Raw genomic sequence first — 19,583 nt, 5'->3', positions numbered from 1 at the left:
CCGGACGGGCGTCACAGGCCGTTGCTTTGTCGGACCGGCGCTCGAAGCCGCGGCCGTGTCGGGGCGTCTCGACCGTCGGGGGTGTTCCGGGCGGCGTCTCGTGCCGCGGCCGTGTCCGGGCGGCGCTTCGAGTCGCGGGTGAGTCGGGCCGAGTCTCCGGCCGCGGCCGCGGCGGGCGACGGGACGGGCGGTCGGTGCGGCGTGTGATCCCGCCCGGAGCCTTTGGAGTGGTCAGCGCTGTCGGTCGGTCAACGCCGCCCGGTCGAGCCCCAGTTCGCGGGCGAGGGCGTCGTCGACCCACTCCTGCGCCCGAGAGCGCGGCACGCCGCCCGGGTACGACGTCAGCTGTACGGCCAGCCCGTCCAGCAGCGCGGTCAGCCGCAGCGCGGCACCGGCCGGGTCGGGGCACACGAACTCGCCCGCCGCGACGCCCTCGGCGACGACCTCGGTGATCGCCGCCTTCCACTGCTTGTCCAGGTCCCGGGTGACCTCCCGCAGGGCGGGCTCCCGCAGGGCCACGGCCCAGCCCTCGATCCACAGCCGCCAGCCCTTGGCCTGACCGGTGGGCGCGTACCAGCGCACCGCCGACCGCAGTCGGCGCAGCGCGGACGTCCGGCGCCCGAGCAGCTTGCGCAGATGCCTGAGGTCGTCCTCGGCCGCGTACGTGAACGCGGCGGCGACCAGCTTCTCCTTGGTCGAGAAGTGGTACAGCACCAGCGCGTTGCTCACACCGAGCGCCGAGGCCACGTCGGCGATCCTGACCGCCGCCACGCCCCGCGCCTCGATCTGCTCGATGGCGGCCCGCAGCAGCTCCTCCCGCCGCTCGGCCACGCTCAACCGCACTCTCGCCACGCGGTCACCCTAGTCCGTCGTCGCGCACGGCACCGAACGGGCTCTGTGCTCGAGCAGTTCGGTGCCGGGGGGCGAAGAGCGCGTCCGCGTCCGGGCGAGGTTCGCTCGGGCCCGTCACCGGTACCACCCGAAGCGTTCCGCGATCACCGGCAGCCGGTCGGCGGCCAGGGCGTGGGCGGCCGCGCGCGGGGTCGTACCGTCGGCCTCCGCGCGGTCGAGCATCAGGCCGACCAGGGTGCGCATCGAGCGCCGGATGTGCGCGAACGCCTCGTCGGCGTCCGCGCCGATGTCGCCGAACAGGGTCCACCACCACCAGGCGTTGGTCCCGGAGTTGACCACCACGTCCGGCAGAACCGTCACGCCGCGCGCGGCCAGCAGCGCCTCCGCCCGGGGCAGTACGGGCATGTTCGCGGCCTCGACGATCCAGCGGGCGGTGATCCCCTCCTGGTCGGCGGTGTCGATCGCGTACGACACGGCCGCCGGCACCAGCACCTCCGCCCCGGTGGACAACCAGGCGTCACCGGGCAGTTCGCGGTCTCCGTGGCGCAGCACGCGCCGGTCGACGGTGCCGTAGGCGTCCCGAGCGGCCAGCAGCGCCTCGACGTCGAGCCCCGCGGGGTTGGCGATCGTGCCCTTGACGTCGGCGACCGCCACCACGGTCAGACCCGCGCGCGCGAGGAAGCGTGCGGTGGCCCCGCCCATCGTGCCGAGGCCCTGCACGGCGACCCGGGTGCCCGCGTACGGCGCCGACGCCCGGTCCAGGGCCGCGAGCACCGCCTCGGCGACACCGCAGCCGCCGGCCAGCTCGTCCAGGCCGATGCCGTCCACCTCGACCGCGAAGGCGTCCGCGAGCCGCTCGCGGGCCGCCGTCTCGTCGTCCAGCAGCGGGTACACCGCCTGGATGGAGGAGACCAGGCCCGCCTCGGCGGCGGCGCGGTCCACCAGGTCCTGGGTCAGGCCGAGATCCTCGCCGGTGGTCCAGAAGCTCTCGATGTACGGCCGCATGGCGCGCAGGTAGCGCACCAGCAGCCCGTACGCCTCCGGTGCCTGCGGATCGCAGTCGAGGCCGCCCTTGGCGCCGCCGAGCGGGATGTAGCGCCCCGCGGGGTCGTAGTGCAGGGCCTCCTTCATCGTCATGCCGCGGGCGAGCCCGGTCACCTCCCGAAGGGTGCAGCCCGGACGCATCCGCAGCCCGCCGCTCGCCACGCCCCGCACCAGCCGGTCCACGACCAGGAAGCCCTGGCGGCCGGTGACGTGATCGGTCCAGACGAGCGACATCAGGGGAGCCGGGGCGGTCATGGGGTCTCCTGGGGGACGGTGATCGAGGCGGGGCCGGTCGAGGGCTCTGACGGGACACGGGCCGACATGGTGCCTCCAGGGGGCCCGGGGTCGCCGACGGCGGGGGCGGGGGCGGATGCTACTGAACCGCGGGTCAGTATCGGGAGTCGCTGCGCGCCCTGTCAACGTGCTGAATCGATATTCAGTAACGCCCGCCGGGAGCGGAGTGGTGACCCGGCGGCCCGGGGCTGTCGGAGGCGCCGACCATAATGGAGGACCTCAGCCACTTCCCCTGGAGGTACCGTGACCGGTTTGCGTTCCTTGAGCTCCGGGCTCCGCGGCTTGCGGCCCGCGGCCTTCGGCGCGGACCCGGGCGGTGAGCGCCTGGCACGCATCCGTCGCTCCCCGCACTTCAAGGACGGTGTCTTCCAGAACCCCGGCGGGGTCGCGCGTACCCGGCCCTCCGGCTCCGCGCTGGACTTCGCGAAGGTGTTCTTCGACCAGGACACCCGGCCGCTGCGCGCCCCGAAGGGCACCGTCCCGGTGCACCCCACGACCTTCGCCGACCTGGCCAAGCCTCCTGCCACAGGACTGCGGCTGACCTGGATGGGTCATTCCAGCGTGCTCGCGGAGATCGACGGCCACCGGGTCCTGTTCGATCCCGTCTGGGGTGAGCGCTGCTCCCCGTTCCCCTTCGCGGGGCCGAGGCGGCTGCACCCGGTGCCGCTGCCGCTGGCCGCGCTCGGCGAGGTCGACGTGGTCGTGATCTCGCACGACCACTACGACCACCTGGACCTGCCCAGCATCAAGGCGCTGGCCGGCACGGACACCGTGTTCGCCGTGCCGCTCGGTGTGGGCGCCCACCTCGAGCACTGGGGAGTCTCCCCCGACCGGCTGCGCGAACTGGACTGGCACGAGTCCACGAAGGTCGGCGGGCTCACCCTCACGGCCACCCCCGCCCGCCATTTCTGCGGCCGCGGACTGCGCAACACCCAGCACACCCTCTGGGCGTCCTGGGCCGTCGCCGGCGAGGAGCACCGGATCTACCACAGCGGCGACACCGGCTACTTCGAGGGCTTCGAGGAGATCGGCGCCGCGCACGGCCCGTTCGACGCCACGATGATCCAGATCGGGGCGTACAGCGAGTTCTGGCCCGACATCCACATGACGCCCGAGGAAGGCCTGCGCGCCCATCTCGACCTGCAGGGCGGAGCGCCGCACGGCGCGCTGCTGCCGATCCACTGGGGCACCTTCAACCTCGCCCCGCACGCGTGGGCCGAGCCGGGGGAGTGGACGAAGGAGGCGGCGGAGGAGGCCGGCCAGGCGGTGGCACTGCCCCGGCCCGGCGAGCCCTTCGAGCCGGAGGGCAAGCTCCCGGCCGAGGCGTGGTGGCGAGGCGTGTCGGGAGAGGTCCGCCGGACCTGGCGCTCCGTCGGGGCGTTCGTCGCCGAGCCGCCGAAGCGCGGCTGACGCGTCGTCACCGACCGGAGAACCCACTGAGCGCGGGCCAGAACCTTCACTCTCCGTGACGGTGGGGTGAGGGGCGAGGTGGTCGAGGTGTGCGGTCCGGCGTGCGGGGCCGGCGTGCAAGATAAACGGACAACTGTCGTAAAACGGGCGGGCGGTGGGGGGCGGGCGGACGTCGCCCCACCGTCCGTCATTTTCTTTTTCTGACCGGTTTTGAGCAGGTCTTATCGGTCGCTTTCGGGTCGGGTGAGGGTGTCCGGCCGGATCGTCGGTCTTGCGTGCGAGGCTTCATACCAGAGCGGGACGCTCCTCGGGGGAGTTTGGCAACTGCCCCCCGCACATGATGCTCAGGCAACTACTGTGAGTGTCCGTCGGCGACGCGCGGCCGGGTGCTCCGGCCCGCCGGCCGGCACACGCGATGACGCATGCCCGCAGCGCGCGCCGCGTGAGGAAACAGGCCCGACGGACCAGTACGAGGACGCAGATGTCTCACCTCCGAGCACCGGCCACCCGCGCCGACCGCCGCGAGGGCGGCCGGCACGGGCGACCGGTCGCACGACCCGCTCCCGCACTGCCCGAAGCGCACATACGGCCCCAGCTCATGCGACTCGCGGTGCTGCCACCCCTCGCGGTCGCGCTGAGCGCCACCGCCGCCGTGCTGTTCAGCATCCGTTCCACCGGCGCGCACACCGGCCCCACCCTGTGGGCCGTGCTCGCCGGAGCGGTCACGGTTGCCGTCGCGGGCATCCTCATCGCCGCCGTGGCCGCGGACCGCGCCGCCCGCTCCGTCGCCGACCGGGTCGACGCGCTGCGCCGCACCGCCGCCCGCGGTGAGGCCGACCTGCACGCCCTGGTCGACGCGCTGCGCCAGGGCGAGACCCCGCCGCAGAGCGGCACGCGCCACCGGCCGTCCGAGGGCGCCGACGACTTCGAACTGCTCGCCGCCGATCTGGCCCGCGCGCACGACGGCGCCGTCACCGCCGTCGTGCGGGCCGCCCAGCTCTCCAGCCACGCGGGCAGCGAGCAGAAACTCGAGGTCTTCGTCAACCTCGCGCGTCGGCTCCAGTCCCTCGTGCACCGGGAGATCTCGATCCTCGACGACCTCGAGAACGAGATCGAGGACCCCGACCTGCTCAAGGGCCTGTTCCACGTGGACCACCTGGCCACCCGCATCCGGCGGCACGCCGAGAACCTCGCCGTGCTCGGCGGTGCCGTCTCCCGGCGCCAGTGGAGCAACCCGGTCGACATGACCGAGGTGCTGCGTTCCGCCATCGCCGAGGTCGAGCAGTACTCCCGGGTGAAGCTGGTGCCGCCGATCGACGGAGAGCTGCGCGGCCACGCCGTCGCCGACGTCATCCACCTGCTCGCCGAACTCATCGAGAACGCCACGGTGTTCTCCGCCCCGCAGACCCAGGTGCTGCTCCGCGCCAACCTCGTCACCTCCGGGCTCGCCGTGGAGGTCGAGGACCGCGGACTCGGCATGCCCGTCGCCGAACAGCACCGGATGAACGCCCTGCTCGCCGACCCCGACCAGGTCAACGTCGCCAGCCTGCTGGCCGACGGCCGCATCGGCCTCTACGTCGTCTCCCAGCTCGCCCGCCGACACGGCACCACCGTGCGGCTGCAGACCAACATCTACGGCGGTGTACAGGCCGTGATCGTCGTCCCCCAGGCGCTGCTGGGAACGGCGACCGGAGCACCCGGCGCGCCGACCGGGGTGACCGTCGCGCAGCCGAGGGACCCCGCGGACACCGGACCGGCACAGCAGGTGCAGCAGGCGCAGCAGATGCCGGCACCCCTGCCGCCGCCCGCGCAGATCCCGGGGGCGCGGCGGGGAGCCGGTGTCCCGGCCCAGGCCGGGCCGGGGTCCGGAACCGCGGCCGGGTCCGGGGCCGGGCCGGCCCCGGGTACCGGCCGGCGGCGGCACGCCCAGCGAGGGTCGGGGCGGCGGGACGCAGAGAGCGGGTCCGGGCGGCGGAACGCCGGGACCGAGGTGTCCCGGAGCGTTGCCGAGAGCGGCGAGGGCGGGCGGAGCGGGACTGCCCCCGCCCCGCTCCCGGTGCGCGGCGCCCAGGATGCGCGTCCGACCCCCGCCGAGGCCGTTCCCGGCGTCAGCGCCGAGGACCGGCCGGTCGTGGAGGCGCACACCGGCATGCCGCCCGCTCCGAGCGGCGGCACCGTGCGCGGCACCATGGACAAGCCCCGGCTGCCCCGCCGCCGGGCCCAGGAACACATCGTGCCCCAGTTGCGCGGCGGCCCCGCACCCCGCCAGGAAGGCGACACCGTCGCCGAGCACGACCCGGGGCTGATGGCGGCCTTCCAGCGCGGGATCGGACTCGCCGAGGCACAGCAGCACATGGAGTCGGCGACCGTCGAGGCGCCGGGCAGGCAGCCGGCGGTCAGGCATTCGCCGGGCGGGGAATCGGCATACGGGGACGCGGCCTACCTGGAGCCGCGGCACATGGGCTCCGCGCACATGGACGCGGCGCACATGGACTCCGCGCACATGGCGAGAGGCCCCCTTCAGCCGGCGCCCCCGGAGTCCACCGAACCCCCGCGTGCCCGGCCCGAACACGCAGGCCACGACCACCGAGGCCTGGACCGCACGGGCGCGAACCACATGGCGGCGAACCCCATGGCCGCGGAGCACGCGGCCGCGGACCACATGGCCCCGGCTCCCATACCCCAAGCCCAAGCGCGGCTCCACGCGCCCCTGACCGACGGCACCCGTGGCACCGGCCGGACCGACGGGAGCGCCCCGGCCGGCTGACCCATCCCGGTACGCCCCCCACCCCCGTACACCCCGTCCAGCGCTCCCGCAGACCTTCGTACCCCAAGGAGTCGATCCACCATGGCGAGCGATGCGCCGACCGCCCATGCATCCGACCTCGACTGGCTGCTGAGCGGCCTCGTGCAGCGTGTACCGCACACCAGCAGTGCGGTGCTCCTGTCCTGCGACGGACTGGTGAAGTCCGTCCACGGCCTCGACGCCGACAGCGCCGACCACATGGCGGCCCTGGCCTCCGGGCTGTACTCGCTCGGCCGCAGCGCGGGCGTCCGGTTCGGCGACGGCGGAGACGTCCGCCAGGTCGTCGTCGAACTCGACTCGACCCTGCTGTTCGTCACCACCGCCGGTTCCGGCACCTGCCTCGCGGTGCTGGCCGGCCGCGAGGCAGACGCGGCCGTGCTCGGCTACGAGATGGCCATGCTGGTCAAGAGTGTCCGCCCCTACCTGGTGACCGCGCCCCGGCAGCACGCCGTCGAACCCACGGCGACGAGGCCTTGAGCGTGGCCGCAGCCGGCGACGGGCCCTGGCTGGACGACGCGGCCGGCCGGTTGGTGCGCCCGTTCACGGTCAGCAACGGCCGCACCGAGCCGAGCGTCGCCCTGGATCTGATGTCGCAGGTGATGGCCACCGGGGTGACCCCGCTCGGCTACCTCGGACCCGAGCACGCACAGGCACTCGACCTGTGCCGCGCGCCCGTCTCGGTCGCCGAGGTCGCCGCCCAGCTGAAGCTGCCCGCAGTGGTCACCAAGGTGCTGCTCTCGGACCTGGTCGACTGCGGGGCGCTGACCACCAAGCCGCCCGCCTTCCACCACACTCCCACTGACCGGTCTCTGCTGGAGGCAGTGCTCGATGGACTACGACGACAGCTCTGACCCGTTCCCCACCGCCCTCAAGATCCTCGTGGCGGGCGGGTTCGGGGTCGGCAAGACGACCTTCGTGGGTGCGGTCAGCGAGATCGCGCCGCTCAGCACGGAGGAGCTGCTCACCACGGTCAGCGTCGCCACGGACAACCTCGACGGCATCGAGAACAAGATGGAGACGACGGTCGCCATGGACTTCGGCCGGATCACCCTCGATCCGGAGCATGTGCTGTACCTCTTCGGCACACCGGGGCAGGAGCGGTTCTGGTTCATGTGGGACGAGCTGTCCGAGGGCGCGCTCGGCGCGGTGATCCTCGCCGACACCCGCCGGCTGCAGGACTGCTTCGCCGCCGTGGACTTCTTCGAGGAACGCGGGCTCGCCTTCATCATCGCCGTCAACGAGTTCGACGGCGGCTACCGCTACGACCCCGAGGAGGTGCGGGCCGCCATCGACCTCGACCCGGAGGTCCCGGTCGTCCGCTGCGACGCCCGTATCTCCAGCTCCGGCGTCCAGACCCTGCTCACCCTCGTACGCCACCTCCTCGCCCACACCCCGGAGCCCGCGCCCAGCCGTGGCGCCCACATGTGATTCCGCCCTACCGCCCACGGAGCCCCTATATGAGGTACGCCCACAGCGACGGAGCCCGGCCATGAGCTACGAGCCGCCCCGACCGGTCCGAGGCCTGCTGCTCACGCCCGAGGACAGAGAGGCGCCCGCCCGCGTCCACCGGCTGCGCCGACTCGGCCTGGCGGACCGGCCCGATCCCGCGCTCGACGCCTTCGCCGTGCACCTCGCCCAGCTCACCGGGGCGCCGTACGCCATGGTCAACTTCATCGGCGAGGACCACCAGTTCTTCGCGGGCCTGAGCGCCCCCGCCGTCGCCCCGTTCGTCCGCGAGGACGGCAGCCGAGCCGAGCTGGGCCGGGTCCTGCCGCGCGACCACGGCTTCTGCCCCCATGTGGTGGTCCGCCGCAAGGCACTGGTCCTCGAAGACGTCCGCGACTATCCCCGGTTCGCCGGCAATCCGGTCGTCGACGAGTACGGCATCCGGTCCTATCTCGGCGCCCCGCTCATCGACAGTTCCGGTATGGCGCTCGGCACCGTGTGCGCCGCCGACACAGCGCCCCGCGCCTGGGGGAGGGCGGGGCTGGAGACCATCAAGGCGCTCGCCGCCGACCTCGTCCCACGCCTCGAACGGAGCGCCGACGACGGCCTGCCCCTCTGAACGGCCCGGCCCCTCCGGACGGCCCGCCCCCGGGCGTGCGAAGGGCATGACGAGGGGCATCGCGCGGGGCATCGCACGGGGCATGAAGGAAAGCTGAGGCGGCGGTTAAGAAAAGCTCGATGGACCCCGGCCCGCGCATACGGCAGATTGCAGGGTGATTCCACCCCTCTGACCCGGTGCGGGCTCCTTCGGCATGCCCGCGGCCGGGACCTCACCCACAGGAGCCGTAGCGTTGAAGGCGCTGGTCAAGGAGAAGGCGGAGCCAGGGCTCTGGCTGACGGACGTCCCGGAGCCCGCCATCGGCTCCGGTGACGTGCTGATCAAGGTCATGCGGACCGGTATCTGCGGCACCGACCTGCACATCCGGGCCTGGGACGGCTGGGCGCAGCAGGCGATCCGCACCCCGCTCGTGGTCGGGCACGAGTTCGTCGGGCAGGTCGTCGAGGTCGGGCGCGACGTGAGCGACATCCGTATCGGTGACCGGGTCAGCGGCGAGGGCCACCTGGTGTGCGGCAAGTGCCGCAACTGCCTGGCCGGCCGCCGCCACCTGTGCCGGGCCACCGTCGGCCTGGGCGTCGGCCGGGACGGAGCCTTCGCCGAGTACGTGGCGCTGCCCGCGTCCAACGTCTGGGTGCACCGCGTCCCCGTCGACCTCGACGTCGCCGCGATCTTCGACCCGTTCGGCAACGCCGTGCACACCGCGCTGTCCTTCCCGCTGGTCGGCGAGGACGTCCTGATCACCGGAGCAGGGCCGATCGGCCTGATGGCCGCCGCGGTGGCCCGGCACGCGGGTGCCCGCAACGTCGTCGTCACCGACGTCAGCGAGGAGCGCCTGGAACTGGCCCGCAAGATCGGCGTGAGCCTCGCCCTGAACGTCGGCGAGACCACGATCGCCGACGGCCAGCGGGAGCTGGGGCTGCGCGAGGGCTTCGACATCGGCCTGGAGATGTCCGGCCGCCCCGAGGCCATGCGGGACATGATCGCCAACATGACGCACGGCGGCCGGATCGCGATGCTCGGCCTGCCGGCGCAGGAGTTCCCGGTCGACTGGGCCCGGATCGTCACCTCGATGATCACGATCAAGGGCATCTACGGCCGCGAGATGTTCGAGACGTGGTACGCCATGTCGGTGCTGCTGGAGAGCGGCCTGGACCTCGCCCCGGTGATCACCGGCCGGTACGGATACCGCGACTTCGAAGCGGCCTTCGCCGACGCCGCCAGCGGCAAGGGCGGCAAGGTCATCCTCGACTGGACCGCGTAACCCCTCATCAGCAAGCACCTTCAGGAGACCACTCTCATGTTCGACACCGTACGAGACGATCTGCGCGCCGCCCTCGACGAGATCCGCGCCGCCGGACTGCACAAGCCCGAGCGGGTCATCGGCACCCCGCAGTCCGCGACCGTCAACGTCACCGCCGGCGGCCGCCCCGGCGAGGTCCTCAACTTCTGCGCCAACAACTACCTGGGCCTCGCCGACCACCCCGAGGTGATCGCCGCCGCCCACGAGGCCCTGGACCGCTGGGGCTACGGCATGGCCTCCGTCCGCTTCATCTGCGGCACCCAGGAGGTGCACAAGGAGCTGGAGGGCCGCCTGTCGGCGTTCCTCGGCCAGGAGGACACGATCCTGTACTCCTCCTGCTTCGACGCCAACGGCGGTGTCTTCGAGACGCTGCTCGGCGAGGAGGACGCGGTGATCTCCGACGCCCTCAACCACGCCTCCATCATCGACGGCATCCGCCTGTCCAAGGCCCGCCGCTTCCGCTACGCCAACCGCGACCTCGCGGACCTGGAGACCAAGCTCAAGGAGGCGACCGAGGGCGGCGCGCGGCGCAAGCTCGTCGTCACCGACGGCGTCTTCTCCATGGACGGCTACGTGGCCCCGCTGCGCGAGATCTGCGACCTCGCCGACCGCTACGACGCCATGGTCATGGTCGACGACTCGCACGCCGTCGGCTTCGTCGGCCCCACCGGCCGCGGCACCCCCGAGCTGCACGGCGTCATGGACCGCGTGGACATCATCACCGGCACCCTCGGCAAGGCCCTCGGCGGCGCCTCCGGCGGCTATGTCGCCGCCCGCGCCGAGATCGTCGCCCTGCTGCGCCAGCGCTCCCGCCCGTACCTGTTCTCCAACACGCTCGCCCCGGTGATCGCCGCCGCCTCCCTCAAGGTCCTCGACCTGCTGGAGTCGGCCGACGACCTGCGCGTGCGGCTCACCGAGAACACCGCGCTCTTCCGTCGCCGGATGACCGAGGAGGGCTTCGACATCCTGCCCGGCGACCACGCCATCGCGCCCGTCATGATCGGCGACGCGGCGAAGGCGGCCCGGATGGCCGAGCTGCTGCTGGAGCGCGGGGTCTACGTGATCGGCTTCTCCTACCCGGTCGTCCCGCAGGGCCAGGCCAGGATCCGCGTCCAGCTGTCCGCCGCGCACTCCACGGTCGACGTCGGCCGGGCGGTCGACGCGTTCGTCGCGGCCCGCGCCGAGCTGGAGGCCTGACGGGGCAGGCCCCCACGGGTTACCTGACCAGGGCAGACCCCCTGGGATAATGGAGGGCATGATCGAAGCACGGCGGCTCCACATCCTCCGTGCGGTGGCCGACCACCGCACGGTCACGGCGGCAGCCGCCGCGCTCTATCTCACCCCATCGGCCGTCTCCCAGCAGCTGACGGCCCTCGAGCAGGAGACCGGCCACCGCCTGGTCGAGCGCGGCGCCAAGGGCGTACGGCTCACCCCGGCCGGCGAGATCCTGCTCAGCCACACCAACGCGGTCCTCGCCCAGCTGGAGCGGGCCGAGGCCGAGCTGGCCGCCTACGGCTCGGGCGAGGCGGGCACGGTCACCGTGGCCGCCTTCGCGACCGGCATCGCCCAGGTCGTGGCCCCGGCCGTGGCCCGCCTCTCGGCCCGCGCCCCCGGCATACGCATCCGCGTCCAGGACGCCGAGGGCGACGCCAGCCTGCCGATGGTCCTGGACCGGCAGGTCGACGTGGCGGTCGCCGTGGAGTACCGGGGCGCGCCGTCCGCCGACGACCCCCGGCTCACCCACGTCCCGCTGTACGCCGAGCCGTTCGACGCCGTCGTGCCCGTCGGCCACCGCCTCGCGGACACCGCCGAGGTCCCGCTCGCCGAGCTGGCCAAGGACGCGTGGATCGGCCCGTACCCCGGCAACCCCTGCCATGACGTGGTCGTCCTGGCCTGCGAGAGCGCCGGCTTCCAGCCCCGCCTGGAACACTCCTCCGACGACTTCCGGGCCGTCGTCGCCCTCGCCTCGGCGGACGCCGGGGTGGCGCTGGTACCGCGCTCGGCGCTGCGCGGCATGGACCTCACGGGCGTGGTCGTCCGTCCCGTCGACGGCGTGGCCCCGACCCGCCGGGTCTTCGCCGCCGTACGCCGGGGAGCCGAGGGACACCCGCTGATCCGGCCGGTGCTCCAGGCGCTGGAGGACGCGGCACAGGCGTGAGCCTCCCGTAACACGCATGTCTCACATCAGGGATAGCGTCCCGGATATGAGAGAAGAGGATCCCCTCGACGCCCGGCTCGGCGCCCGCCTCGCCGCACTGCGGGCCCACCACGGCTGGTCCCTCGGCGAACTGGCGGAGCGCAGCGGAGTGAGCAGGTCGACCCTGTCCCGGGCCGAGCGGGCCGAGATCAGCGCGACCGCCGCACTCCTCAACCGCCTCTGCCACGTCTACGGACGCACCATGTCCCAGCTGCTCAGCGAGGTCGAGGCAGAGCCGGCCCCGCTGGTGCGGGCGCAGGAGCAGCAGCTGTGGGAGGACCGCGCCTCCGGTTTCGTCCGCAGGTCCGTGTCCCCGCCGCACGCCGGCCTGCGCGGCGAACTGGTCGAGGGCCGGCTCTTTCCGGGTGCCGACATCGCCTACGACCGTCCGCCCGTGCCCGGCCTGGAACAGCATCTGTGGGTTCTCGACGGCACGCTCGAGGTGACCGTCGGCGACACCCGCCACGCCCTCGACGCGGGTGACTGCCTGCGGATGCGCGTCTTCGGCCCGACGCGGTTCCGCTGCACCTCAGGCGGCGAGGCACGCTATGTGCTGGCGGTGGTCCGGCCATGAGGGTGGTGTGCTGGGACGACAGCCGGATACGGGACCACGTCGAGGAGTTGGCCGGCCTGCTGGCCGACACCGTGGCCGGGGGCGCCTCGGTCGGCTTCCTCGCACCGCTCGGGAGTGCGGAGGCCGGCGCCTGGTGGCGGGAGCGGGCGGACGCCGTGGCGGCCGGGCTGCTGACGGTGTGGGTGGCCCTGGACGACACGGACCGGGTGGCGGGCACGGTCGCCCTGGCCCTGCCCGACAAGCCCAACAGCCGCCACCGCGCCGAACTCGTGAAGCTGATGGTGCACCGCTCCGCGCGCGGGCGCGGCGTCGGCCGCCGGCTCCTCGCCACCGCCGAGCACGCCGCCGAGTCCGCCGGCATCACCCTCCTCCACCTCGACACCGAGACCGGCAGCCCCGCCGAGCACCTGTACCGCTCGGCCGGCTGGACCCGGGCCGGCACCATCCCCGACTACGCCATGAACCCCGCGGGCGACTTGCGCCCCACGACCCTGTACTTCAAGCGCCCGGCGGCTCGGCAGGGGTGACTGTCAGTGGCACGGGCTACCGTGCGTGGCATGCCGGACGCAGAAGACGTACGCCGAATCGCCCTGTCCCTGCCGGACACCACGGAGAAGGTCGCCTGGAGCATGCCCACGTTCCGGGTGGCCGGGAAGATGTTCGCCACGCTCCCGGAGGACGAGACGTCCCTCGCCGTGCGCTGCCCGAAGGAGGAGCGCGACGAGCTGGTGCTGGCCGAGCCGGGCAAGTTCTGGATCGCCGACCACGAGGCCCAGTTCGCCTGGGTGAGAGCGAGACTCGCCGCCCTGGAGGACGAGGACGAGCTGCGGGCCATCCTCGCCGACTCCTGGCGCCAGGCGGCCTCGCCCCGACTCCTCGACTCCCACCCCGAGTTGGGGCTGCCGCCCGGGGACTGAAAATTCCCGATGGCCGCGGGCGGCGCGTGGCATGATCCCGCGCGGCGGGAGCGGTGCCGGGGGGGGCACCGCCGGGTCGGCAGGGAGGGGAGCACCCGGAATGACCGGAACGGACGCACGGCACGACAGCACCACCCGGACGGTGCACAGGAGCGAAGCCGGCGTCCCGGCCGTCTGGTCGCGGGACTTCGCCCTGTTCTTCGTCGCCCGGGCCGTCGCCCGCCTCGGTGACACCATGCTGCCCGTGGCGCTCGCCGCCGGCCTGCTCGAGCACGGGTACGGCGCCGGCGCGGTCGGCCTCGCCATGGCCTCGACGGCGGCCGCGTTCGCGGGACTCGTCGTCTTCGGCGGGGTCATCGCCGACCGGTTCAGCACCCGCAGACTGATGATCGGCGCCGACCTGGTCCGGCTCGTCACCCAGTCCCTCGCGGCCGGTCTCTTCTTCGCCGGGCATGTGGTCCTGTGGCAGGTCTGCGCCATCGGCATCGTGGGCGGCGTGGCCGGAGCCGTCTTCCAGCCGGGCGTGGCCAGCACGGTGCCCCGGCTCGCCACCGACATCCAGGGCGCCAACGGTGCGATCCGCATCGCCGAGTCGGCCGCCCAACTGGCGGGCCCGGCCGTGGCCGGTCTCCTGGTCGGCTTCGCCTCGCCCGGCGGCGTGTTCGCCGCGCACGCCGCCACCTACGCGGTCAGCGCGCTGTGCCTGCTGCTGCTCCGGCTGCCCCCGCTCCCCGCGGGCGCCCGCGGCCCCGCCGGCCGCGGCATGCGAGCCTTCCGCGCCGACCTGGTCGAGGGCTGGCGCGAGTTCCGCGCGAGAACCTGGCTGTGGGGCGTGATCGCCGTCTGGTGCCTGTACATGATCGCCGTGTGGGGGCCGACGGTCCCGCTGGTGGCCACCGAGGTCGTCCAGCAGCATGGCCCCCGCGCGTACGGCCTGGTCAACTCGGCCCTCGGCGCCGGTACCGTCGTCGGCGGCCTGCTCGCGCTCAGGCTGCGCCCCCGCCGCATGCTGCGGGCCGGCGCCCTCGCCCTGTTCGCCTTCTTCGGCTTCCCGGCGGCCGTCGGTGCGGGCCTCGGGGTGCCGGCCATGGCGGCCGGAGCGGCGGTGGCCGGCACCGGTATGGCGTTCTGGGGCGTGATGTGGGCGACCAGCGTGCAGACCCAGGTCCCGGCCGACGTCCTCAACCGCATCCACGCCTACGACGTGGCGGGTTCCCTCGCGATGATGCCGGTCGGCCAGGCCCTCGCGGGCCCGGCCGCCGGCGCCCTCGGCGCCGACCACGTCCTGCTGGTCTCCGCCGTGACGAGCCTGGCGGTGGCCGCGGCACTGCTCGCGGTCCCCGCCGTACGCGACCTCGTCCGCGCCGACGCGGGTGCCCGCACCCCTGAGGCGCCGCACCCCTGAACCGCCCGATCCCGCTCCCGCGGGCCGCGGGCGTCTAGCCCGGGCGACCTCAACCGGACTGGGCGTCACGGCTCAATGGGTGCGCGATCACCGAGCCGAGTGCGGTATTGTTTCCCTGCGCGTTTCGGCCGGGGAAACCCCAGGTCAAACGGGCAACGGGACGTGGCGCAGCTTGGTAGCGCACTTGACTGGGGGTCAAGGGGTCGCAGGTTCAAATCCTGTCGTCCCGACCAGCTTGGTTGCCGGTCGGAGGCCGTCTTCTCAGGGATGAGGAGACGGCCTTTGTCGTGTCCGCTCCTCCTGCACGCCCTCCTGCTCGCCCTCCTGCTCGCCCTTCCGCTCGTCCTGCTGGTCCTGCTCGCTCTGCTGGTCGGGGAGTATCGGGCGCTGGTCCCCCGTGGCGATCCTGGCCACCATGTCGGCGAGCACGCTGCAGGCCCGCGTGATCTCCCGCTCGGTCTGTTGCCGCTCGCTGATGACGGCCCCGAGGAGCAGCGCGGTCAGCGCGGCGGAACCGTTGAACGCCTGCAAGGTGATCATGTTGGCGAGCAGGTCGTGACCGGCGAACGGACCCGCTTTGCGAGCCGCGGACATGATCGCGAACGTCGACACGGCCAGTGCGCAGGGCGCGGCCCCGGCCAGCTGGAAGCGGAAGGCGGCCCAGACCAGCAGCGGGAAGCCGAGGAACAGCAGCGGCGTGCTGCCGGCCTCGATGACACCGACGCAGGCGGTGGCCCCCACCAGCAGCAACCCCTCCGCCCACCGGGACGGCGGCGCGTGCCTCGGCCAGTGCGCGGAGCGCAGGACGAGCAGGACCGGAGTGACCACCAGCACGCCCATCGCGTCGCCGGTCCACCACACCGACCACGTCGGCCAGAAGCCGCCGGTGCTCAGCACACCGGCGAGGAGCAGGGTCCCGCTGCCCGTCGTCGCGCTGATCAGCATCCCGGTGAACGCGCCGAGGAAGATCAGGGCCAGCGCGTCCCGCAGACGGTCCAGTTCGTTGCGGAACCCGGCACGGCGCAGCAGCAGGTAGGAGCAGACCGGCGCCAGGGTGTTCCCTGCCGTGATCGCGAGCACGGCCGGGAACGACGGCCCGAGCGTGACGTTGACGAGGAACGCGCCGAGCGCGATACCGGGCCAGACCCGCGGTCCGCAGAGCAGCAGGCTCGCCACCGCGATACCGCTCGGCGGCCACAACGGGGTGACCTGGCTGCGCACCAGCTGCTGCAGCAGTCCCGCCTTGGCGGAACCGAAGTACAGCGCGGCGATGACACAGATCTGCAGGACAACCAGGCCACTGCGCAGCAGCCGTTCATGCCGGGCGTCAGCCATCGGGCGACCTCCGTCTCGACATCGCCCCGGAGCCCATCATCCGCTGGATCCCCCGGATCCTCCACGGCAGGGCCGAGCCGCGCGGCCGGTCTCCGCGCGAGGAGGCCCGCCGGCCCGGCACCGGCGACCCGCGCAAGCGCGGGAGGTCAGACTGCCGGGGTGCGCAGCGCGAGGATGGCCATGTCGTCGTGACCGTCGCTGGGGTGCTGATCGGCCAGGGCCTGGACGAACTCGGGCAGGGGCAGGGCGGCATGCGCCGCGGCGAGCCGGGCGAGCTGGTTCAGGCTCTCGTCGATGGAGTGACCGGGATGCTCGATCAGTCCGTCGGTGAAGAAGACCACGGTGGCGTTCGGGGGCAGGAAGCGGGAGTGGTCGGGGCGGGGCTGCGCGGTGTCGACGCCGAGCGGCACCCCGGGCTCGGCGAGCAGGTAGACCGCGCCGTGCTCACGGGTGATCACCAGGGGCGGGACGTGGCCCGCCGTGCTCCAGCGCAGTCGCCAGCGCGGTCCTTCCGGTTCGATGCGGGCCAGCGTGGTGGTCGTGACGGGGTTGTTCGTCACGGTCTCCAGGGCCCGGTCGAGCTGGGAGAGGACCGCGCCGGGCGGATTGCTCTGGTCGAACAGCAGCGCGCGCAGCATGTTCCGGGTGGCGGCCATGGCGGCCGCGGCCTGCAGATCGTGGCCGACCACGTCACCGATGACGACCGCCACCACGTGGTCGGGCAGGAGGATGGCGTCGTACCAGTCCCCGCCGAGCTGGCTGGGCCGCGCGGCGGGCCGGTAGATGGCGGCGGCGGTGAAGGGGCGCAGGTCGGGCAGAGTGGGCAGGAGAAGCCGCTGGAACTGCTCGGCTCCGACACGGATCCGTTCGAACAGACGGACGTTCTCGATCGCGATGCCGGCGGCGCTGGCCAGAGCGACGACGACGTTCTCGTCGTGGACGTCGAAGGGCTGTCCGTCGAGCCGCTCGGAGAGGTAGAGATCGCCGTAGATCTCGCCGCGCACGCTGATGGCGACGCCGAGCAGGGTGTGCAGGCGTGGGTGGCCGGGCGGGAACCCCGCGGAGGACGGATGGGTCGCGATGTCGTCGATCCGCAGGGGTTCGGGGTAGTGGATCAGATGGCCGAGGACGCCCAGGCCACGAGGCAGCCCGGCGTCGGCCAGAGCGGCGCGTTCCTGCTCGGACAGACCGGCCGGGATGAACTGCTCCAGGCGTTCTCCCGCCTCGTTGAGCACGCCCAGGGCGCCGTAGCGGGCGCCGACCAGGTCCATGGCCGTGGTCACGATGCGGTGCAGCACCGCCGGCAGCTCCACCTCACGGCTGATGGCCACCACGGCGTCCAGCAGGCCCTGCAGCCGGTCCATGGAGGACAGCAGGGAACGCAACTGCTCGTCGATCCGGCCCAGCTCGGAACGCAGGCGCACGTGCAGGTCGGGGAGGGGCTGCCCCGCCCGTCCGGACCCCCGCTCTCCCGCCATCAGCGCTCTCCCGCGCTCACGGGCGCCGGGCAGCCCGAAACCGCGTTCGGGTCCGCTCGCCGGTCACCACGGGGCCGCTCGGGCAGCCCCTCGATCGAGCCGTACATCCCGGCCTCCTGACACGATCCCCCTCCACTGTGCCGTCTTCGATTGTGGCATCGCAGCCCTCTGCGTCCCAGAGATCAGAAGGTCAGGCCCACGTGGGCGAGGGCCTGCTTCAGCAGCGCCCCGTGCCCGCCCGGCATCTCGCTCTGCACGGCCGCGGAGGCGGCCTCCTGCGGGCTGAACCAGACCAGGTCCAGCGCGTCCTGCCGGGGGCGGCAGTCGCCGGTCACCGGGACGACGTAGGCGAGGGACACCGCGTGCTGGCGGGGGTCGTGATACGGCGTGACACCCGCTGTCGGGAAGTACTCCGCGACCGTGAACGGCTGCAGGGAGGCCGGGACGCGGGGCAGGGCGACCGGGCCGAGGTCCTTCTCCAGATGGCGCAGCAGCGCGTCGCGGACCCGCTCGTGGTGCAGGACGCGGCCGGAGACCAGGGTCCGGCTGACCGTTCCGTCCGGGCCGATGCGCAACAGCAGGCCGATGCTGGTGACTTCGCCGCTGTCGTCCACGCGGACGGGCACGGCCTCGACGTACAGGATCGGCATCCGGGCCCTGGCCATCTCCAGCTCGTCCGTGGTCAGCCAGCCGGGCGTGGTCTCGGTCATGTCAGACATTGCTTGATCATACTTTCCGGGTGGGGCGCCCGCCGAGGTCGCGGGCCGGTTGGTTTGCGGGCAGTCCGTAGAGTCGGCGGGCGTTGTCGCGGCCCGTCCAGGCCGCGATCCGCAGGGCGTCGGGCAGACTCAGCTCGTCGGCGTCGACCCGGGCCTGCAGCAGGCCGGCGAGTCCCTGGCGGAAGGACAGTGCGCCCAGGTGGTGGAACTCGGCCACACCATAGGCGTCGGAGCTGTACAGCAGTTTGCGGAACGGGGTGATCTCCAGTGCCTCCTCCAGCACCGCACGGCAGCGGGCCGGGCCGGTGTAGTGAAGGGCGAGCCCGACGTCCAGGTACACGTGCCGGAACACCGCGGACAGGTAGGCGGCCTGGCGGTGGTAGGGCCAGCAGTGCAGGAGCAGGACCGGGACGGCTCCGGACGTCAGGTGCAGCCAGTCGGTGAGCAGCGCCGGGTCCGCGTGGTGCAGTCGTACGTCGGCGTCGCCGAAGCCGGTGTGCAGCTGGAGGGGCCGGCCCAGATCGACGGCGGTCCACAGCAGGTGCCGTACCAGGACGGGGTCGGCGAGGCGGCCGCCCTGGCCGAGCCAGCGGGCGGCGGCCGCGGTCACCTCGGTGTCCGTCGGCCGGACCGGGTCGAGGGCGAAGCCGGTGCGGTAGGCGGCCACCGACTTCACCGCCACCACGTCCGGCCGGCGTACGGCCTCCTCGGCGGCCGTACGGAGGGCCGCCGCGTACCCGTCCGGCTCCACGCCCCGCGCGGCCACCGCCTCGGCGAGCTGCTCCAGCCGTACGACCTCGTAGGCGGCGGCCCCCGCCGAGCGGGCCAGTTCGGCGGGGGAGGTGACCGGGTGCGGGGCGTAGCCGGTGTCCACGCAGAACGTCTCCGCTCCGGACGCCGTCAGGAAGCGGCGGTTGACCTCCTGCCAGCCGAGGGCCGAGCGCCGGGCCAGGTAGTCGGCCGGCGGCGCGTGGCGGGGCAGGTCCAGCAGGGGCGCGCAATGGCGGCGGACGGCCACGCCGACGGGGCTGTCGAAGGACGAGACGCCCGGCCAGGCCTCGCCCTCGGTGATGAGGGACTCGAACGCGCCGGCGGCGAGGTCGGCCGTCACGGCGCCGTGGCAGTGGTGGTCCACCAGCGGCAGCTCGGCGAGGGCCTCGTGGACCGGTCCGGACGCGGCGGCCATC

General features: G+C 73.2%; 19 protein-coding genes and 1 tRNA gene. 14 read left to right on the top strand and 6 right to left on the bottom strand.

The window, feature by feature from the left end; translation table 11 throughout:
- Window positions 1-231: 231 nt before the first annotated feature.
- Together ACZ5CW_RS30290 and ACZ5CW_RS30285 are read right to left on the bottom strand one after the other, a co-directional pair.
- Window positions 232-852 carry a TetR/AcrR family transcriptional regulator gene (locus ACZ5CW_RS30290; RefSeq protein ID WP_468606912.1) on the bottom strand — a complete coding sequence of 207 codons (621 nt, stop codon included), beginning with the start codon at window positions 850-852 and terminating at the stop codon, window positions 232-234.
- A 114-nt stretch (window positions 853-966) separates the two neighbouring features.
- Window positions 967-2,151, bottom strand: coding sequence for a Glu/Leu/Phe/Val dehydrogenase dimerization domain-containing protein (locus ACZ5CW_RS30285; RefSeq protein WP_468606910.1), 1,185 nt, complete (start codon window positions 2,149-2,151; stop codon window positions 967-969).
- A 282-nt stretch (window positions 2,152-2,433) separates the two neighbouring features.
- On the opposite strand from ACZ5CW_RS30285, the gene ACZ5CW_RS30280 reads away from it, so the two are divergent.
- The 14 genes from ACZ5CW_RS30280 (at window position 2,434) to ACZ5CW_RS30215 (ending at window position 15,097) form a co-directional block, all read left to right on the top strand.
- The gene (locus ACZ5CW_RS30280) at window positions 2,434-3,600 is read left to right on the top strand and encodes an MBL fold metallo-hydrolase (protein ID WP_468606908.1); all 1,167 of its coding nucleotides are present in this window, start codon (window positions 2,434-2,436) and stop codon (window positions 3,598-3,600) included.
- Between the two features lie 481 nt (window positions 3,601-4,081).
- Window positions 4,082-6,367 carry a sensor histidine kinase gene (locus ACZ5CW_RS30275; protein ID WP_468606906.1) on the top strand — a complete coding sequence of 762 codons (2,286 nt, stop codon included), beginning with the start codon at window positions 4,082-4,084 and terminating at the stop codon, window positions 6,365-6,367.
- Window positions 6,368-6,448: 81 nt separating this feature from the next.
- Window positions 6,449-6,883, top strand: coding sequence for a roadblock/LC7 domain-containing protein (locus tag ACZ5CW_RS30270; protein ID WP_468606905.1), 435 nt, complete (start codon window positions 6,449-6,451; stop codon window positions 6,881-6,883).
- Between the two features lie 2 nt (window positions 6,884-6,885).
- Entirely contained in the window at window positions 6,886-7,257 is a 372-nt protein-coding gene (locus tag ACZ5CW_RS30265; RefSeq protein ID WP_468606904.1) for a DUF742 domain-containing protein, read from the top strand.
- Complete coding sequence (locus tag ACZ5CW_RS30260) at window positions 7,235-7,834, top strand: GTP-binding protein (RefSeq protein WP_468606903.1); 600 nt, start codon at window positions 7,235-7,237, stop codon at window positions 7,832-7,834. The genes ACZ5CW_RS30265 and ACZ5CW_RS30260 overlap by 23 nt, the downstream gene beginning before the upstream one ends.
- Window positions 7,835-7,895: 61 nt before the next feature.
- A complete protein-coding gene (locus tag ACZ5CW_RS30255; RefSeq protein ID WP_468606901.1) occupies window positions 7,896-8,471 on the top strand; it encodes a GAF domain-containing protein in 576 nt (191 codons plus the stop codon).
- Window positions 8,472-8,703: 232 nt separating this feature from the next.
- Complete coding sequence (tdh, locus tag ACZ5CW_RS30250) at window positions 8,704-9,732, top strand: L-threonine 3-dehydrogenase (RefSeq protein WP_468606899.1); 1,029 nt, start codon at window positions 8,704-8,706, stop codon at window positions 9,730-9,732.
- Between the two features lie 36 nt (window positions 9,733-9,768).
- Entirely contained in the window at window positions 9,769-10,968 is a 1,200-nt protein-coding gene (locus ACZ5CW_RS30245) for a glycine C-acetyltransferase (RefSeq protein WP_468606897.1), read from the top strand.
- 58 nt (window positions 10,969-11,026) lie between these two features.
- Window positions 11,027-11,929 carry a LysR substrate-binding domain-containing protein gene (locus tag ACZ5CW_RS30240; RefSeq protein WP_468606895.1) on the top strand — a complete coding sequence of 301 codons (903 nt, stop codon included), beginning with the start codon at window positions 11,027-11,029 and terminating at the stop codon, window positions 11,927-11,929.
- Between the two features lie 46 nt (window positions 11,930-11,975).
- Window positions 11,976-12,542, top strand: a complete 567-nt coding sequence (locus ACZ5CW_RS30235; RefSeq protein ID WP_468606893.1) for a helix-turn-helix domain-containing protein — start codon at window positions 11,976-11,978, stop codon at window positions 12,540-12,542.
- Window positions 12,539-13,069: a GNAT family N-acetyltransferase gene (locus ACZ5CW_RS30230; RefSeq protein ID WP_468606891.1), complete on the top strand. Its 531-nt coding sequence runs from the start codon at window positions 12,539-12,541 to the stop codon at window positions 13,067-13,069. The genes ACZ5CW_RS30235 and ACZ5CW_RS30230 overlap by 4 nt, the downstream gene beginning before the upstream one ends.
- Before the next feature lie 30 nt (window positions 13,070-13,099).
- Window positions 13,100-13,459, top strand: coding sequence for an MmcQ/YjbR family DNA-binding protein (locus ACZ5CW_RS30225; protein ID WP_468606889.1), 360 nt, complete (start codon window positions 13,100-13,102; stop codon window positions 13,457-13,459).
- Between the two features lie 100 nt (window positions 13,460-13,559).
- Complete coding sequence (locus ACZ5CW_RS30220; RefSeq protein ID WP_468606887.1) at window positions 13,560-14,864, top strand: MFS transporter; 1,305 nt, start codon at window positions 13,560-13,562, stop codon at window positions 14,862-14,864.
- 156 nt (window positions 14,865-15,020) lie between these two features.
- Window positions 15,021-15,097, top strand: a tRNA-Pro gene (locus ACZ5CW_RS30215).
- A gap of 28 nt (window positions 15,098-15,125) precedes the next feature.
- Here the strand turns inward: ACZ5CW_RS30215 and ACZ5CW_RS30210 are convergent.
- The 4 genes from ACZ5CW_RS30210 to ACZ5CW_RS30195 all read right to left on the bottom strand — a co-directional run bounded on the left by ACZ5CW_RS30210 (window position 15,126) and on the right by ACZ5CW_RS30195 (window position 19,582).
- Complete coding sequence (locus ACZ5CW_RS30210) at window positions 15,126-16,199, bottom strand: MASE1 domain-containing protein (RefSeq protein WP_468606885.1); 1,074 nt, start codon at window positions 16,197-16,199, stop codon at window positions 15,126-15,128.
- 146 nt (window positions 16,200-16,345) lie between these two features.
- On the bottom strand, window positions 16,346-17,677 hold the full coding sequence (locus ACZ5CW_RS30205) for a PP2C family protein-serine/threonine phosphatase (protein WP_468606883.1): 1,332 nt from the start codon (window positions 17,675-17,677) through the stop codon (window positions 16,346-16,348).
- A 182-nt stretch (window positions 17,678-17,859) separates the two neighbouring features.
- The gene (locus ACZ5CW_RS30200) at window positions 17,860-18,387 is read right to left on the bottom strand and encodes an NUDIX hydrolase family protein (RefSeq protein ID WP_468606964.1); all 528 of its coding nucleotides are present in this window, start codon (window positions 18,385-18,387) and stop codon (window positions 17,860-17,862) included.
- Between the two features lie 16 nt (window positions 18,388-18,403).
- Window positions 18,404-19,582: an amidohydrolase family protein gene (locus ACZ5CW_RS30195; protein WP_468606881.1), complete on the bottom strand. Its 1,179-nt coding sequence runs from the start codon at window positions 19,580-19,582 to the stop codon at window positions 18,404-18,406.
- Window position 19,583 lies beyond the last annotated feature (1 nt).

The organism is Streptomyces sp. NPDC031379 (assembly GCF_055569615.1).
Note: the sequence above shows the minus strand (reverse complement) of the source record. Positions and strands in the feature narration are given on the sequence as shown.